Source organism: Pseudomonas sp. Pc102, from assembly GCF_018408275.1.
Classification (GTDB): Bacteria; Pseudomonadota; Gammaproteobacteria; order Pseudomonadales; family Pseudomonadaceae; genus Metapseudomonas; species Metapseudomonas tohonis.
In genome coordinates this window covers 2564995-2581556 of sequence record NZ_AP021905.1, presented here as the reverse complement: position 1 = coordinate 2581556, position 16562 = coordinate 2564995, and the positions used below count along the sequence as shown (strand labels likewise).

Here is a 16562-nt window from a genome sequence, read left to right as displayed (position 1 = left end):
TCGTGGGAGCGAATTCATCGCGAAAAATAAGCCGTTGCCGGCCACCGGTCAGAGACCACCATTGGCCCCGCCTGGTGGATGAAAAGAGCGTCATCCACCCTGCGCGCGCTGGATAGCGCCACAGGGTGCTGCGCCCCTTGGCGCAGCCCGCTCGCGAATGCGATTCTGTCGCCCGTCCTGCAGCAGTCAACGGGGGAGAGGCAATGGACGCGGCACGCATCGAAGGTTTCCTGCTCGACCTGGACGGCACCCTGGTGGATACCGAGAGCATCAACCTGGCGAGCACCGTGGCGGCCATCGAGACCCTCGGCCTGGCGGGCGCCGCCGAGCTGTGCGAGGCGCTGGTGGGCATCGACTGGCCGGCCTACCGCCAGCGCCTGTTCGACCACTACGGCGAGAACTTCCCGCTCAAGGATTTCGGCGCCGCCTATTTCGCCCACAAGGCGCGGATCATGGAGAACGGCCTGCCACTCAAGGAAGGCGTGGTGCCGCTGCTGGAGGCCATGCGCGCCAGCGGCCGGCCCATGGCGATCGCCACCTCCTCGGGCCGCGAGACCGCCGAGGAGCACCTGGGGCTGGGGGGCATCGCCCATTACTTCGACGCCGTCGCCACCCGTGACGACGTGCCCCTGGGCAAGCCCGACCCGGCCCTGTACCTGCTCGCCGCCCGGCATATCGACCGCCACCCCGGCGCCTGCCTGGCCATCGAGGACTCCATCCCCGGCGTCGCCGCCGCCCACGCCGCCGGCGTGCCCACGCTGATGGTGCCGGACCTGCGCCAGCCGCCCGAGGCGACCCGCGCCCTGTGCCTGGACGTGCTGCCGAGCCTGGTGCAGGTGCTGGAGCTGCTGCGCCGCCAGGGCGTGGTCTGAGATCACCTGAACAAAGCCCCCGCTCCATCGCTCTCAACAAGGGAAGCGCTGCCGGCCCGTTCCCGGTGGCCCACCACCCAGGGAGCGAACGATGCCCATCCCCGATAGCGACCAGGTCACCTGGCTGGTCGAACACTCCATGCTCGAAGCCGCGCGCCAGCGGGCGCGCCTGTATGCCGGCCAGCCGCGGCTGTGGCAACACCCCTATGCGCAGACCCGTCCGCGCAGCGTCACCGCCGTGGCCTCGGTGTGGGTCACCGTCTACCCCGCCTCGATCATCACCGCCGAGGGCGGCTCGGTGCTCGAGGCGCTGGGCGACGAGCGCCTCTGGGCGGCCTTCTCCGACCTCGGCATCCAGGGCATCCACACCGGGCCGCTGAAGCGCTCCGGCGGGTTGCGCGGGCGTGACTACACGCCGACCGTGGACGGCAACTTCGACCGCATCGGCCTGGACATCGACCCGCGCTTCGGCACCGACGAGCAGCAGGTCCACCTCAGCCGCGTGGCCGCCGCGCACAACGCGGTGACCATCGACGACAGCATCCCCGCCCACACCGGCAAGGGCGCCGACTTCCGCCTGGCGGAGATGGCCTATGGGGACTACCCCGGCATCTACCACATGGTGGAGATCCAGGAGGCCGACTGGCCGCTGCTGCCGGAGGTGCCCGAGGGCCGCGACGCGGTGAACCTGCCGCCGGAGACGGTGGACGCCCTGCGCGACCGCCACTACCTGGTGGGCCAGCTGCAACGGGTGATCTTCTTCGAGCCCGGGGTCAAGGAGAGCGACTGGAGCGCCACGGCGCCGGTGCGTGGCGTGGACGGCAAGCTGCGGCGCTGGGTCTACCTGCACTACTTCAAGGAAGGCCAGCCGTCACTGAACTGGCTGGACCCGACCTTCGCCGCGCAACAGCTGATCATCGGCGACGCCCTGCACTCCATCGACGTGCTCGGCGCCCGCGTGCTGCGCCTGGATGCCAACGGCTTCCTCGGCGTCGAGCGGCGTGCCCAGGGCAACGCCTGGTCGGAGAGCCACCCGCTGTCGGTCACCGGCAACCAGTTGCTCGGCGGCATGATCCGCAAGGCCGGCGGCTTCAGCTTCCAGGAGCTGAACCTGACCCTCGACGACATCGCCGCCATGTCCCAGGGCGGCGCCGACCTCTCCTACGACTTCATCACCCGCCCGGCCTACCAGCACGCCCTGCTCACCGGCGACACCGAGTTCCTGCGCCTGATGCTCAACCAGATGCATGCCTTCGGCATCGACCCGGCCTCGCTGATCCACGCCCTGCAGAACCACGACGAGCTGACCCTGGAGCTGGTGCACTTCTGGACCCTCCACGCCAACGACACCTACGTGTTCAAGGGCCAGAGCCTGCCGGGCAACATCCTCCGCGAGCACATCCGCGCCGAGATGTACGAGCGCCTGGCCGGCAAGGACGCGCCCTACAACCTCAAGTTCGTCACCAACGGCGTGTCCTGCACCACGGTGAGCATCATCACCGCCGCCCTCGGCATCCGTGATCTCGACGCCATCACCCAGGCGGACATCGCACGCATCCGCCAGGTGCACCTGTTGCTGCTGATGTTCAACGCCATGCAGCCGGGCATCGTCGCCCTCTCCGGCTGGGACCTGGTGGGCGCCCTGCCGCTGGCGCCCGAACAGGTGGAGCCGCTGCTGGCCGACGGCGACACGCGCTGGATCCACCGCGGCGCCTACGACCTGGCGGACCTGGCGCCCGAGGCGACACTTTCCAGCGAAGGCATGCCCAAGGCGCGCAGCCTCTACGGCAGCCTGGTGGAACAGCTCAAGGACCCGGACTCCTTCGCCGCCCAGGCGCGGCGCATGCTCGCCGTGAGGCGCGCCTACGGCGTGGCCTCCAGCCGGCAGATCCTGATTGCCGAGACGCAGCACCCCGCGCTCCTGGTGATGGTCCACGAGCTACCCGCCGGGCGCGGCATCCAGGTCACCGCGCTGAACTTCGGTGCCGAGCCGCTCAGCGAGGTCATCGTGCTGCCCAACGTCCCGCCGGGCCCGGTGGTGGACATGATCAACGAGCGCCTGGAGGGCGACCTCACCGAACAGGGCGAACTGCGCCTGGAGCTGGACGGCTACGAAGGCCTGGCCTTGCGCGTGGCGACCAATGCGCCGCTGGGCATGTAAGGCAGGGCACGGCGCCCGCCCCGGGCTCTGACGTAGGAGCGGGCTCTGCTCGCGAAGCGCTCACCCGCCCCTCTCCCGGGCTGAAGCCCGGGCTACGGGGCGCCCCGGCGGACGGATGGCGCCCGCGAGTGATGGGCGCGCGGGCTCAATCGTAGGGCGGGTACTGCTTGCCGGGGGCGCGTGGGCTGGCCGGGTGGTCGCCGCCGGCGGGGACCTGCGGCGGCCCGGGCGGGTCGATCTGCGGGTCGGCGAGGTCGGGGGAGTCGGGGTCGAAGCCCAGCTCGTCGCCCACCTGGCGCCGCGCGCGCTCGCCATCGCGCTCTTTCGGGTAGCCCGGCAGGCCGCGGCTCTCCTCGGGCGAGTCACGCCGGAGCCGGTTCGTGGGGTCGGTTTTGCCCTGTTGGGTCATGACGCGTCTCCTCTGTGGCTGTAGAGGGTTCGAGAGGCGACGACGGCGGGGGTTCGGCCTATCTGACGCGCGGGTCGCGTTTTTTTCACCCGGCGATGGCCGCGCCCGCGACGCTGGATTACCCTGGCGGCCTTTCGCCCCCGGGCGCGCGCCTATCGCTGGAGACCCTGCATGTACCAAGACACCGCCACCCTGACCGTCAGCGCCGAACACTTCGGGCGTGAAGCCGAGGCGGTGGACAACGCCCGCGTGGACATCGGCCTGGAGACCGTCTCCCCGGGCGTGATGAAGGTGCACTTCAAGGGCCAGCTGGCGGCCCCGGAGGAGCCGACCCACGTCTGCATCACCCTGGACATCGGCCTCACCTACTACGGCCCGATCACCGGCGGCGACGCCAACGTCGAAGGCGGCTGGCTGAGCTTCGAATGCGACATGCTCGACCCCGACCTGCTCAACTGACAGCCCCGGCGCGCCGCTCCAAAACGGGGACCGGCGTGCCCCGGCGCCCCATCATGGTTCAGCCGGCCGCCCCGTTCGCGGCCTGACTCCACCGCCACGGCAAGCCCCGCGCACCTTGCCCCGCAAGGGCCGCGCCCGCCCCGCCGCCCTCCTCTCACGCAACTGGCATGCAACCTGCTTTTCCGTGATCGGCCCCGTAGGATTCTCCTTCGGGGTCTCCCGCGCGGTCGCCGATGACCCAGCACAGCGGGACGGATGGCCAGGGCAACGGAGCCCGCACGGCCCTCCCCGACACCCACGAATCCCAGGCAAAGGCGCCTGGAGCCGCTCGACGGTTCCAGGCGCTTTTTTTTGCATTTTTTTCCGCAGGCCCTGGCAGCGGCTTCGACAGAGGAAGGCTCATGAACGCCATCGTCACCCCGATCAAAAGCGAGATCCTGGTCGTCATCGGCAACGGCATGGTCGGTCACCACTGCGTGGAGCAGTTGATCGAACGCGGTGCCCTGGCGCGCTACCAGGTGCATGTCTACGGCGAGGAGCGCCAGCGCGCCTACGACCGCGTGCACCTCTCCGAATACTTCATCGGCAAGGACGCCGAGGCCCTGGCCCTGGGCGAGCCCGGCCTCCATGCCCGCCACGGCGTGCACCTGCACCTGGGCGTGCCGGTGCTGGAGATCGACCGCGAACGCCGCGAAGTGGTCACCGCCGAGGGCCGCCAGCCCTACGATCGCCTGGTGCTGGCCACCGGCTCCTACCCATTCGTGCCGCCGATTCCCGGTGCCGAGGGCCGCTCGCGCCTGGTCTACCGCACCCTCGACGACCTCGACGGCATCCGCGAGGCCGCCGCCTGCGCCCGGCGTGGCGTGGTGGTGGGCGGCGGCCTGCTCGGCCTGGAAGCGGCCAACGCGCTGAAGTCCCTGGGCCTGGAAGCCCATGTGGTGGAGTTCGCCCCACGGCTGATGCCGGTGCAGCTCGATGCCGACGGCGGCGCCGCCCTGCGTGCCCGCATCGAGGCCCTTGGGGTGGGCGTGCACCTGGCCCGCGCCACCCAGGAGATCGTCGTCGGCGAGGAGTACGCCTACCGCATGCGATTCAACGACGGCGAATTCCTCGAGACCGACCTGATCGTCTTCTCCGCCGGCATCCGCCCGCAGGACGCCCTCGGCCGCGCCGCCGGCCTGGAGATCGCCCCGCGCGGCGGCGTGGTGATCGACAACGACTGCCGCACCAGCGACCCGACGATCTTCGCCATCGGCGAGTGCGCCTCCTGGAACGGCAGCGTCTTCGGCCTGGTCGCCCCCGGCTACGCCATGGCGCGCAACCTCGCCGCGCTGCTGGCCGGCCAGCCCCACGAACCCTTCACCGGCGCCGACATGTCCACCAAGCTCAAGCTGCTGGGCGTGGACGTCGGCTCCATCGGCGATGCCCACGCCGCCACGCCCGGCGCGCGCAGCTACCGCTTCATCGACGAGGCCAGCGCCAGCTACCGGCGCCTGGTGGTGTCCGCCGACGGCAAGCGGGTGCTGGGGGCGGTGCTGGTGGGCGACAACAGCTACTACGACACCCTGCTGCAGTACGCGCAGAACGGCATCGAGCCGCCCCGGGACCCGTCGAGCCTGATCCTGCCCCGCTCCGAAGGCGCACCGGCCCTGGGCGCCGAAGCCCTGCCGGCCAGCGCGACCCTCTGCTCCTGCCACAACGTCAGCAAGGGCGCGGTGTGCTGCGCGGTGGACGAAGGCTGCACCGACCTGGGCGAGCTGAAGGCACGGACCAAGGCCGCCACCGGCTGCGGGGGCTGCGCCGCGCTGCTCAAGCAGGTCTTCGAGCACGAGCTGGGCGCCCGTGGCGTGGCCGTCGACACGAGCCTGTGCGAGCACTTCGCCCACACCCGCCAGGCGCTCTACGCGATGGTGCGGGTGGAAGGCATCCGCAGCTTCGAGGAACTGCTGGCCCGCCATGGCCGTGGCCACACCGGCTGCGACATCTGCAAGCCGGCGGTGGGCTCGATCCTGGCGTCCTGCTGGAACCAGTCGATCACCGACCCGCTGCTGGTGCCGCTGCAGGACACCAACGACACCTTCATGGCCAACATGCAGAAGAACGGCACCTACTCCATCGTGCCGCGCATCGCCGGCGGCGAGATCACCCCGGACAAGCTCATCGTCCTCGGCCAGGTGGCAAAAAAATACGATCTGTATACCAAGATCACCGGTGGACAGCGCATCGACCTGTTCGGCGCCCAGCTGCACGAGCTGCCGGATATCTGGGGCGAGCTGATCGAGGCCGGCTTCGAGACCGGGCATGCCTATGGCAAGTCCCTGCGCACGGTCAAATCCTGCGTCGGCAGCACCTGGTGCCGCTACGGCGTGCAGGACAGCGTGGCCATGGCCCTGCACCTGGAGAACCGCTACAAGGGCCTGCGCTCGCCGCACAAGATCAAGTTCGCCGTCTCCGGCTGCACCCGCGAATGCGCCGAGGCGCAGAGCAAGGACGTCGGCGTGATCGCCACCGACAAGGGCTGGAACCTCTATGTCTGCGGCAACGGCGGCATGCGCCCGCGCCATGCCGAGCTGCTGGCCACCGACCTCGACGACGAGGCCCTGGTGCGCGCCATCGACCGCTTCCTGATGTTCTACGTACGCACCGCCGACAAGCTGCAGCGCACCTCGGTGTGGCGCGAGGGCCTGGAGGGCGGGCTGGACTACCTCAAGGCGGTGATCCTCGACGACAGCCTGGGCCTGGGCGCCGAGCTGGAGGCGCAGATGCAGCAGGTAATCGACCGCTACGAATGCGAATGGGCCAATGCCCTGAAGGACCCGGAGAAGCTCAAGCGCTTCCGCACCTTCGTCAACGACCGGCGCGGCGACCCCGACATCCACTTCGTCCGCGAACGCGGCCAGCGCCGGCCGGCGACCGCCAGCGAACTCCACCTGATACCCGTCACCGAGGAGGTGAATTGATGAGCCAGCCCCACGCCCTGCGAACCACGTCCCAGCCCACCTGGCGCACGCTCTGCGCGGCCCGCGACTTGGTCGCCAACTCCGGCGTCGTCGCCTGGCTCGACGGCGCCCAGGTCGCCCTCTTCCTCCTGCCCGGGGCGGAGGACGGCGAGCGCCTCTACGCCATCGAGAACCGCGACCCGAAATCCGGCGCCAACGTCATCGGCCGCGGCCTGCTCGGCCACATCAGGGGCGAACTGGTGATCGCCTCGCCGCTGTACAAGCAGCACTTCCGCCTGGAGGACGGCAGCTGCGTGGAATACCCCGAACAGCGCCTGCGGGTGTGGCCGGCACGGCTCAACGGCGAGGCGGTGGAAGTGGCGGTAGACGCGTAAGGCCCCGCCAGGGTCGTAGGGGCGAATTCGTTCGCCCAGGGCGCTGCTGTGGGAGCGAATTCATTCGCGAGAAGGCGAAGGCCCCAGCGTTGGGCCTCGCTGCGCTCGGCGCCAACCTACGGCTGGAAACCGGGTGGGCGCCGCTGGTGGAGGTGAAGAGCGACCTCCACCCTACGCAGCGGTCCAGGCCGTGCATGAGTGCACCCGCTACCACCGTGGGAGCAAATTCATTGGCTCTGTCTGCGTTAGCTGTTGTGGGTTCAACGAGAAGGCTCAATAACGGTGCTTTCAGGGACGTTCGGGATTCCTGAAACGCCCACCGCATGGGTTTCGCTTCGCTCTACGCCATCCTACGGAAGCCGCTTCGCCACGAGCGTTATGCGCACATCGATGAAGATTCTGGCGAAGACGTTGGAGCAGCCGCCAAACGCCCCTTTCAGGAGGCCGAGCGCAATCGTCGTGGAAGGGGTTGAGCGACATGGATGTCGCGAGAGCGCTGCCGGGCCAGGGATGGCCCGTCAGCGCGGGCCCCTGGAACGACGATGGAGCGAGGGGAGTCTGGCGAAGCCAGACCCGTATGCAGGGGCAAGCCCTTTTGGTTTCTTTTGGGGCGACTGCCAAAAGAAACTCGCCCGGGGGCGAAACCGGAAGTATCAGCAAAACTCGGCAATCAGCTGGACTTGAATTTTTCTAGCAACTCTTACGCAGACAGAGCCAATTCATTCGCGAAAGGGTGAAGGCCGCTGCGTTGGGCATCGCTGCGCTCGGCCCCCCCTACGAGGCTGTTCCGCCCTGTTCCTGCCGGGCCTCGGGCTCGGTCCACTGGCCGGCTTCGAAGCGGTTGCGGCCGCCCTGCTTGGCCCGGTACAGCAGGCGGTCGACGGATTCGACGAAGGCAAGCGCCTGGTCGTGCTGGGTGGGGATGATGGTGCCGACGCCGAGGCTGACGGTGAGCAGCGAGGCGACCCCGGATTTCTCGTGGGGGATGCAGCGCTCGCGGAGCAGGCGGCGGCAGCGCTCGGCCACCTGGCGGGCGGCGTCGGCGTCGGTTTCCGGGAGGATGAGGACGAACTCCTCGCCTCCGAAGCGCCCGACGAGGTCACGTGGGCGGTTGGCGGCCTCGCTCAGCGCCTGGCCGACGCTCTTCAGGCTGTCGTCGCCCTGGATGTGGCCGTAGTGGTCGTTGTACTGCTTGAAGTAGTCGATATCGAGGAGGATCAGCGACAGCGGCTGCCGGGTGCGCTGGGCGTTGGCCCACTCCACGTCCAGGGTCGAGTCGACCATGCGCCGGTTGGCCACGCCGGTCAGGCCGTCCTTGTAGGAGAACTCTTCCAGCTGCTTCTGCAGCTCCACCAGCTTCTGCTCGGCGTGCTTGCGCTCGCTGATGTCGAACATGAAGCCGATCAGCGCTTGCACCTCGCCCGCCTCGTCGCGCATCACGTGCACCACATCGCGGATCCACACGTAGTCGCCGGCGGCGGTGAGGGCGCGGTAGTCGGCCTCGTGGTCGGTGCCGGCCTGGGACTGCGAGACGCAGAAGGCGACCACGGCGTCGCGGTCCTCGGGGTGCATGCGTTCGGCCCAGTCGTTGACGCTGATCCAGCTGGACGGGCTCCAGCCCAGCAGCGCCTCGATCTGCGGGCCGATGTAGGCGAAGGTCATGGTCTTCCAGTCGATTTTCCAGGGGATCGCCCTGGTGGACTCCAGCAGCGTCTTGTAGACCGCATTGGTGGTTTCGACTTCGTCTTTCATGGCGGCATGTTCCGGCGACTGCGTGATGGCCTGTGGCTTTTATACAGCAAGCCCGCGGGCCTGGAACCCCCGCCGACAGGGCGTTTGGTCGGCTGGCGTGGGGCTACTTCCCGGAGAGGCGGTAACGCGCCAGCTCCGCCGCCGAGAGCACGCGCATCTGCCGGGGGTCGGTGCGCTGCATGTCCTCCAGCAGGGTGGGCGGGATGTTCATTTCCTTGAAATAGGCGGCGGAGTTGTAGCGCACGCCCTTGTACAGCGCCTCGTCGCGGGAGGAGTCGCCATGGGCGTAATAGGGGCGATGCAGGCCCACCGAGCCGCTGACGATCTTGCCGCGCCCGGCGGCCAGCAGGTAGACGCAGGTGCCCTGGCACAGGCCGGTGGAGGGCACCAGCGCGTCGAAGCCGGTCTCGCGCAGCAGGCGGCCCATGCGGATGGCCTCCGGTACGCTGCCGCCGATGCTGTCCAGCAGGACGATCTTGCGCACGAATTTTCCGGGGTTGCCGAGCACGCCCTTCATCAGCGTGTCGTAGTCACCGGGGGCGATGTCTTCGGAAACCTTGGCCAGCAGCATCGGCCCGGACTTGTGCTGGACGGCCTCCACCTCGACCCGCGCGAAGGAGGTGGCCGAGCAGAGGGCGCCGAGGCCGAGGATGGCGATGCGGAGGAAGGTGCTGGTCATGCAACGAAACCCTGGGGAACAGCTGGGAAAGTGCGCACGATACCTGCTGGCGCGGACGTCGCACAGGGCCCCTCCGCTCATCCATGGCTCTCACCCCGGTGCAGGCGCAGCCCGCACTCGCGGGCGGCTTCGAAGTCCAGCTCGTCCACCAGGCGGACGAAGGCCAGGCAGGCCTCGCGCAGGGGTGGCGGAGCCTTGTGCAACAGCGGTTCAGTGTGGTCCAGGGCCGCCAGGCTGCCGGTCTCCAGCAGCTCCATCACCTTGCCCAGCGCCGCCTGCCAGTCTGCCATGGCCTGTGCCCCGACCTGCTCGAAGCGCGGGTCGCGTACGAGTGGTGGCGGCGTGGCCTGGGGAACGGCCGCGCCGGGGAAGAGCTGATCCAGCGCCGCGCTGCTGCTTTGCAGCAACGCTTGCAGCTCGTCGACCCAGGGTGGCTCGTGGAAGAAGGCGGCGGCCTCCCCGGGAGCCAGGTGCAGGCCTTGCTGCTCCAGCTCGCCGGAACGCAGGCACAGGGCGCTGGCCCCCATGGTCCCGGCGCTGCCCTTGAGGCCATGGAGCACGCCGACCACGGTACGCAGGTCGCCGCTGGCGACGGACTCGCGCAGGCGCTGCATCTGTTTCTGCATCTCGGTATCGAAGCTGGCGAGCACCGTCATCAACAGCTTCTGGTTACCACCGAAGCGCGCCAGGATGGACTCGCGGGGCTCCACCACGGCTGCCTGCCCCGGCACCACACGGGGGAGCGCTTCGCGGATGACGGCACCGGGCTGGGTCCAGCGCAGCAGCGTGGCCACCAACTGGTGGATGTCGATGGGCTTGCCGACATGGTCGTCCATGCCGGCGTCCAGGCAGCTCTGCCTGTCCTGGGCCGCGGCGTTGGCGGTCATGGCGATGATCGGCAGCGCCGGGTAGCGGCCGTCGGCGCGAATACGCCGGGTGGCTTCGAGGCCGTCGATGTCGGGCATCTGGACGTCCATCAGCACCGCGTCGAAGGCCTTCAGGCTGCCGAGCACCGCCTGCACGCCCTCCAGGCCGCCCTTGGCCAGCCGCACCTCGGCGCCCTCGCCCGCCAGCAGTTCGGATGCCACCTGGCGGTTGAGCGCGTTGTCCTCCACCACCAGCAGGCGCAACCCGTCAAGGCGCTGCCGAGGCCTTTCGATGGCGGTGACCGGCGCATCCTCCTGCCCCAGGGCCCGCTGCACGGCACTGGCAAGCTGCATGGGGGTGACCGGCTTGGTGAGGAAGCCGGCGAACGGCGCCCTGCCCTGCTGGCTACGATCGGCCAGCACCTCGCTGCCGTGCGCGGTGATCATCAGGATGCGCGGCACCTGCAGCTCGCCCGCCATGGCCTGGATCGCCTCGCTGGCGGCCAGGCCGTCGAGGCCGGGCATGCGCCAGTCCATCAGCACCAGGTCGAAGGGTTCCAGCCGCTGCGCCGACTCGCGCACGTGGTTCACGGCCGCTTCGCCGGTGCAGGCATATTCGGCCTGCCAGCCGAGGGACAGCAGGGTGCGCAGCAGCACCTCGCCGGCAACCGGGTTGTCGTCCACCACCAGCAGGCGCAGCGGCGCATCGACGCCCGGACAGGCGGCGCGCAGGGCACCGGGCTCGGCCAGGTCCAGGGTCACGTCGAACCAGAAGCGGCTGCCCTGGCCTGGCTGGCTCTCGACCTTCAGTTCGGCCCCCATCAGCTCGACCAGTCGCTTGCAGATCACCAGCCCGAGGCCGGTGCCACCGAAACGCCGCGAGGTGGAGGCCTCGGCCTGGGTGAAGCCGTCGAAGATGCGCTCCAGCTGCTCCGGGCTGATACCGATGCCGGTGTCGCTAACCGAGACCCGCAGCCGCACCGAACCCTCGAACAGGTCGAGCAGGCGGAAGCCCACCACCACCTGGCCGACGCTGGTGAACTTGAGGGCGTTGCCAGCGAGGTTGATCAGCACCTGCTGCAGCCGGAAGCTGTCGCCCACCAGCCGTTGCGGCAGGCGCGCGTCGAGATCGAACATCACTTCCACGTCCTTGTCGCCCTGGTTGCCGGCGAGCACCACGGCGAGGTCGCGCATCAGCGCTTCCAGTTCGAAGTCGTGGGGGTCGAGCTGCAGCTTGCCGGCTTCGATCTTGGAGTAGTCCAGGATGTCGTTGAGCAGCCCCAGCAGAGAGCGGGCGGCGGTCTGCGCCTTGAGCACGTAGTCCAGCTGGCGGTCGTTGAGTTCGGTGCCCTGGACCAGTTGCAGCATGCCCAGCACGGCGTTCATCGGCGTGCGGATCTCGTGGCTCATATTGGCCAGGAAGAAGCTCTTCGCGGCGCTCGCGGCGTCAGCCTTGTCGCGCGCCTCGAGGAGGCGCGACTCCAGCTCGCGCTGGGCGGTGATGTCGCGGTTGATGCCGGTGACCTTGGTCGGCTGGCCCTGGGCGTCGCGCTCGATCTGCGCCGCGGCCTGGATGAAGCGCACCTGGCCGTCGGGGCGGACGATGCGGAAGATCGGTTCGTAGCGCGCGCTGCCGTCGATGGCGGCGAGCAGCTGCTTGGCCACCCGGTCGACATCCTCCGGGTGCACGCGGGCATGCCAGTGCTCCAGCAGCAGGCCCCGCTCGCCCTGCTCGGGCGGCTGGCCGTAGATCTCGTACATGCGGGCGTTCCACTGCAGCGTGTCATCGGCCAGGTTCCACGACCAGATGCCCAGCTCGGCCACCTCGGCGGCCAGCAGCAACTGGTCGCGGGCGGCCAGCAGGCTCTTGCGCTGCAGGTGCAGCTGGGTGAGGTCGGTGACCACGCAGACCAGGCGCTGCTCGCCGTTGGTGCCCATGGCGGCCAGGGTGAGCTGCATGGGGAAGCTGCTGCCGTCGCCGCGCAGCCCCCAGAGTTCCTGGCCGCTGGGCCCGGTGCCGGTGGCCTGGCCGGTGTAGCTGGCCATCAGTTCGGCGAAGGCCTCGCGCGAGGCCGGGTCCACCAGCTCCTCCAGGTGACGCCCGGGCATGGTCTGCGGGTCGCAGCCGAAGACCACGCCACCGGCAGGGTTGAACGACTGGATGCGACCGTCGCGACCGAAGGTGATGACCGGGTTGACCGCCGTGTCCAGCACCGCGCGGGTGGTGGCCAGGCTTTCCTGCAGCTGGCGCTCGGCGGCCTTGCGCTCGGTGATGTCCAGGGCGATGCCGAGATAGCCGGTGGGCCTGCCGCTGGCGTCGCGGATGGCGGTGACCACCAGGGTCACGGGGAAACGCGTTCCGTCCTTGCGCACGTAGGTCCACTCGCGTGCCTCGGCGCCCTCGTGCTCGGGTACGTGGACGAAGACGCGGAAGCCCTGGATCGGCTGCCGGTAGCGCTCGCTGAGTTCATGGCCGCGCTCGACCACCTCTTCGGTGACGTGCAGCAGCGCAGGGGTCTGCCGCCCCACCAGTTCCTTCGCCGTGTAGCCCAGCAGGCGCTCGGCGCCACGATTGAAGACGCGGATCAGGCCGTCGGCATCGGTGGCGATGATGGACACCTCCGAGGCCGAGCTGAGCACGCTGTCGAGCAGCACGTTGGTCGCCGTCAGCTCCTCGGTGCGCGCCGCCACCTGTTCCTCGAGCCCGGCGTTGAGTTCGAGGATGCGGGCCTCGGCACGCTTCTGCGCGGAGATGTCGCGTACGGTCTTGGAGATTCCCACCACATGCTTTTGGCGATCCAGGATGGGGGCGATGGACAGCGAGACATCGACCAGGCTGCCGTCCTTGCGGTGGCGCTCGGCATCGAACAGGGCGAGACGCTCGCCCCGGCCGACCCGCCGCAGGATGTCGGTCTCCTCATCGACGCGTGCCTCGGGGACGATCAGCTCCTTGAGCGTGTGGCCGATGGCCTCCTCCGCGTCGTAGCCGAAGATCGCCTCGGCGCCGGCGTTCCAGCTGGTCACCACGCCGCCCAGGGTCTGACCGATGATGCCGTCGGGGGAGCTTTCGACGATGGCCGCCAGGCGTGAGCGCTGCTCGAACACCTGTTGCTTGCGCCACCCGCTGACGCCATTGGCCCCCACCAGCGCGGCCAGCAGGCAGGTCAGCGCCAGGCCGGCGCCCCAGGCCAGGCGGGGTGACAACAGGTTGAGCTGGGCGGTGAAGGCCGGGTAGGCGGCCAGCTCAACCTCCCAATGGCGCCCGTAGAGGCTGCGCTCCACACGCAGGCTCATCACCTCGGGACTGCCGTCGGGGGAGGCGGCGCTTTCGTAGAACACGTCTGCGGTGCCCGGCGTGGTGATGTCGCGCAGGCGCAGTTGCAGGGTGTGGGCATCCACCTGCAGGCCGTCGAGCACCTCCTCGGTGAGCAGCGGCGCGTAGCTCCAGCCGACGAGCTGCCGCTCGCGCTCATCGACACTCGCGGGGACGGCCACGCCCTGGTAGATGGGCATCAGCATGAGAAAGGACTGCAGCGGCTTGCCGACCGCCTGCACCAGCGTGATGGGGGCGGTGAGACGCACCTCGCCGCTGCGCATGGAGGCCAGCGCGGCCTCGCGCCGATTGGCTTCCGAGGCGATGTCCAGGCCAATGGCCGCTGAATTGTTGGCCACCGGCTCCACGTACTGGATGACAAAGCGGTCGCCCTCGTGCTGGCTGATCTGGCGGATGGCGAAATCCGGCTTGCCGTCGGCGCGGGCGAGGCGGAGAAAGTCGGCCTCTTCGGCCTGAGCGACCTTGCGGATCAGGCCGAACCCCCGCGCGCCGGGAAACTCGAAGGCGATGTCGCGGGAGCGGGCGTAGCGGTTGAACAGCTCGCGGCTGATGCCCGCCTCGCCAACCGTCACCAGGGCGCCACGGGCACCGCGCAGGCCGTACTGGTAGAGGCCCAGGCGACGCACCACGGCATCGGCCATGGCGTCGGTGACCCGCGTCAGCGCCTCGTGGATGCGCTGCTGGTTGTGCTGCTGCAGCTGGCTGGCCACCAGCGCGGTGGCCAGGATCCCGGCCAGGACCACGGCCAGCATGCTGTAGACCGGCGCGGACAGGCGCCGGCTCATTGGCCGGCTCCATCGCCGGCGTCGAGCCAGCGTTGCGGGTGGGTGGTGTTCTCGGCGAGAAAGCGGCTGGCCTCGGGAAAGGGTACCGGCCGGCAGAACAGGTAGCCCTGCATGATCCGGCAGCCCAGCCCGAGCAGCAGCCGCGCCTGTTCGCGATGCTCGACGCCTTCGGCCACCAGATCCAGTCCCAGGGCCTGGGCGAGGCGGATGACCGCCTCGATGATGGCCGCGTCACTGCGGTCGGTGAGCATCTCGCGGACGAAGCTCTGGTCGATCTTCAGTACGTCGATGGGAAGGCGCTTGAGGTAGGCGAGGCTCGAATAGCCAGTGCCGAAATCGTCGATGGCGATGCGCACGCCCACCTCCTTCAATGCCAGCAGGGTCTTGCGCGTCTGGTCGATGTCATGGGCCAGCACGCCTTCGGTGATCTCCAGCTCCAGGTGGTCGGGCGGCAAGCCCGACTCCTGGATGATGTCCTTGACCATGCCGAGGAAGCTTTCCTCGCGGAACTGCACGGCGGAGATGTTCACGCTCAGGCACAGCGGGTAGCCCATGTCGAGCAGACGCCTGGCGTCGTTGCAGGCCTGCAGCAGCACGTACTTGCCGATGGGGATGATCAGCCCGGTTTCCTCGGCCAGGGGGATGAAGTCGGCGGGCGAGACCAGCGAGCCATCGGCGGTGCGCCAGCGGATCAGCGCCTCGATGCCCGATGGGCGGCCATCGGCGGCGTCGATCTTGGCCTGGTAGAACACCTCGAACACCCGCTGCTCCAGGGCCCGGCGCATGTGGCGTTCGAGCATGTGGCGGGCGCGGGTGCTGGCCTCGATCTTCTCGGAGAAGAAGCGGAAGCGGTTCCGTCCCTCCACCTTGGCCTGGTACATGGCCGAGTCGGCGTAGCGGTAGAGGGATTCCAGGTTGTCGCAATCGTCCGGGTAGACGCTGATGCCGATGCTGGCCGAGAGGTCGTAGCGGGCGCCGTTGATGGTCAGCGGCAGGCCGATGATCGACAGCAGGCGCTCGGCGAAGTCCCCCACCGCGTCGAAACCCTGGACATCCGGCAGCAGCACCACGAATTCGTCGCCGCCCTGGCGGCTGACGGTGTCGACGGTGCGCACCGAGGCCGAAAGGCGCAATGCGACCTCGCGCAGCACCTGGTCCCCGGTGGTGTGGCCGATGGAATCGTTGATCAGCTTGAAGTTGTCCAGGTCGAGCATCAGCATCGCCACCTTGCCCTGGCCCCGCCGCGCTTTCTGCAACGCCTGTATGGCGCGGTCCTGCAGCAGCGCGCGATTGGGCAGGCCGGTCAGCGCATCGACGTAGGCCACGCGCTTGGCCTGCTCGCGCAGGCTCAGGTGGGCCTTCACGTAGGCACGCACCACCGCCAGGTTGAGCGGCTTCTGGATGAAGCCCAGCGCACCGGACTCCAGGGCCTGCAGCTCGTTCTCCGGCCCGCTGTGTGAAGTGACGAAGATGATCGAGGCGTCGCACAGCTTGGGATCGGCCTTGATCTGCCGGCAGATGTCGAATCCGCTCATCTGCGGCATCTCGATGTCCAGCAGCACCACATCGGGCCGGCAGGACCGGGCGATCTCCAGGGTCCCCGGGCCGCCATTGGCGATGTGCACGGCCGCCAGGTCGCGCACGGCCTCGCTCAGCACCCGGATGTGGCTGACCTGGTCATCGACGATGAGGATCACTGGATCGTGGCTGTAGAGGTCGTGCATTCCCTGGCTACCTCGAATGACACTAAGGTCCTGACTAACTGACAGCCTAGACGAAGATATCCCACGCTCAGGTTCAACTGGACTGACAAGGGTCTCTGCTGGTCGGCGGGCGCCAGGAGCAGCGCACTACGCCCCTTGGCGACCTGCAGTTTTAGTGGGTCCCCGCGTTCGCGGGGATGACGAATGG

Annotated in this window: 10 protein-coding genes; 5 read left to right on the top strand and 5 right to left on the bottom strand. The window is 68.9% G+C overall.

All coding sequences use genetic code 11. The annotated features are described in order from the left end of the window. The first annotated feature begins 203 nt into the window (after positions 1-203). Both PHLH3_RS12045 and treS read left to right on the top strand, forming a co-directional pair. Entirely contained in the window at positions 204-872 is a 669-nt protein-coding gene (locus PHLH3_RS12045) for an HAD family phosphatase (protein ID WP_213629433.1), read from the top strand. 91 nt (positions 873-963) lie between these two features. Beyond that, entirely contained in the window at positions 964-3033 is a 2070-nt protein-coding gene (treS, locus tag PHLH3_RS12040) for a maltose alpha-D-glucosyltransferase (RefSeq protein WP_213629431.1), read from the top strand. A 145-nt stretch (positions 3034-3178) separates the two neighbouring features. On the opposite strand, the gene PHLH3_RS12035 is transcribed toward treS, so the two are convergent. Further along, complete coding sequence (locus PHLH3_RS12035) at positions 3179-3442, bottom strand: DUF6021 family protein (RefSeq protein ID WP_244863022.1); 264 nt, start codon at positions 3440-3442, stop codon at positions 3179-3181. A 171-nt stretch (positions 3443-3613) separates the two neighbouring features. Here PHLH3_RS12035 and PHLH3_RS12030 point away from each other — a divergent pair, with 171 nt between their 5' ends. The 3 genes from PHLH3_RS12030 to nirD all read left to right on the top strand — a co-directional run bounded on the left by PHLH3_RS12030 (position 3614) and on the right by nirD (position 7235). After that, positions 3614-3901 (top strand): hypothetical protein, encoded by a 288-nt coding sequence (locus tag PHLH3_RS12030; RefSeq protein ID WP_213629429.1) that lies wholly within the window; start codon positions 3614-3616, stop codon positions 3899-3901. Between the two features lie 401 nt (positions 3902-4302). After that, positions 4303-6861: a nitrite reductase large subunit NirB gene (nirB, locus tag PHLH3_RS12025; protein ID WP_213629427.1), complete on the top strand. Its 2559-nt coding sequence runs from the start codon at positions 4303-4305 to the stop codon at positions 6859-6861. Next, positions 6861-7235: a nitrite reductase small subunit NirD gene (gene nirD / locus PHLH3_RS12020; RefSeq protein ID WP_213629425.1), complete on the top strand. Its 375-nt coding sequence runs from the start codon at positions 6861-6863 to the stop codon at positions 7233-7235. Before nirB ends, nirD begins: the two co-directional genes overlap by 1 nt. Positions 7236-8009: 774 nt before the next feature. On the opposite strand, the gene PHLH3_RS12015 is transcribed toward nirD, so the two are convergent. The 4 genes from PHLH3_RS12015 to PHLH3_RS12000 all read right to left on the bottom strand — a co-directional run bounded on the left by PHLH3_RS12015 (position 8010) and on the right by PHLH3_RS12000 (position 16375). Next, on the bottom strand, positions 8010-8987 hold the full coding sequence (locus tag PHLH3_RS12015; protein WP_213629423.1) for a sensor domain-containing diguanylate cyclase: 978 nt from the start codon (positions 8985-8987) through the stop codon (positions 8010-8012). A 103-nt stretch (positions 8988-9090) separates the two neighbouring features. Then, entirely contained in the window at positions 9091-9666 is a 576-nt protein-coding gene (locus PHLH3_RS12010) for a hypothetical protein (protein ID WP_213629421.1), read from the bottom strand. A 77-nt stretch (positions 9667-9743) separates the two neighbouring features. Beyond that, a complete protein-coding gene (locus PHLH3_RS12005; RefSeq protein WP_213629419.1) occupies positions 9744-14651 on the bottom strand; it encodes a PAS domain S-box protein in 4908 nt (1635 codons plus the stop codon). Beyond that, a complete protein-coding gene (locus tag PHLH3_RS12000; RefSeq protein ID WP_213629417.1) occupies positions 14648-16375 on the bottom strand; it encodes an EAL domain-containing protein in 1728 nt (575 codons plus the stop codon). Before PHLH3_RS12000 ends, PHLH3_RS12005 begins: the two co-directional genes overlap by 4 nt. Positions 16376-16562 lie beyond the last annotated feature (187 nt).

What these genes read in the sequence shown, in the direction of transcription:
- nirD (WP_213629425.1), top strand. Translation starts at nt 6,861, where the DNA reads ATGAGCCAGCCCCACGCCCTGCGAACCACGTCCCAGCCCACCTGGCGC.
- nirB (WP_213629427.1), top strand. Translation starts at nt 4,303, where the DNA reads ATGAACGCCATCGTCACCCCGATCAAAAGCGAGATCCTGGTCGTCATC.
- PHLH3_RS12030 (WP_213629429.1), top strand. Translation starts at nt 3,614, where the DNA reads ATGTACCAAGACACCGCCACCCTGACCGTCAGCGCCGAACACTTCGGG.
- PHLH3_RS12015 (WP_213629423.1), bottom strand. Translation starts at nt 8,987, where the DNA reads ATGAAAGACGAAGTCGAAACCACCAATGCGGTCTACAAGACGCTGCTG.
- PHLH3_RS12045 (WP_213629433.1), top strand. Translation starts at nt 204, where the DNA reads ATGGACGCGGCACGCATCGAAGGTTTCCTGCTCGACCTGGACGGCACC.
- PHLH3_RS12010 (WP_213629421.1), bottom strand. Translation starts at nt 9,666, where the DNA reads ATGACCAGCACCTTCCTCCGCATCGCCATCCTCGGCCTCGGCGCCCTC.
- PHLH3_RS12035 (WP_244863022.1), bottom strand. Translation starts at nt 3,442, where the DNA reads ATGACCCAACAGGGCAAAACCGACCCCACGAACCGGCTCCGGCGTGAC.
- PHLH3_RS12005 (WP_213629419.1), bottom strand. Translation starts at nt 14,651, where the DNA reads ATGAGCCGGCGCCTGTCCGCGCCGGTCTACAGCATGCTGGCCGTGGTC.
- treS (WP_213629431.1), top strand. Translation starts at nt 964, where the DNA reads ATGCCCATCCCCGATAGCGACCAGGTCACCTGGCTGGTCGAACACTCC.
- PHLH3_RS12000 (WP_213629417.1), bottom strand. Translation starts at nt 16,375, where the DNA reads ATGCACGACCTCTACAGCCACGATCCAGTGATCCTCATCGTCGATGAC.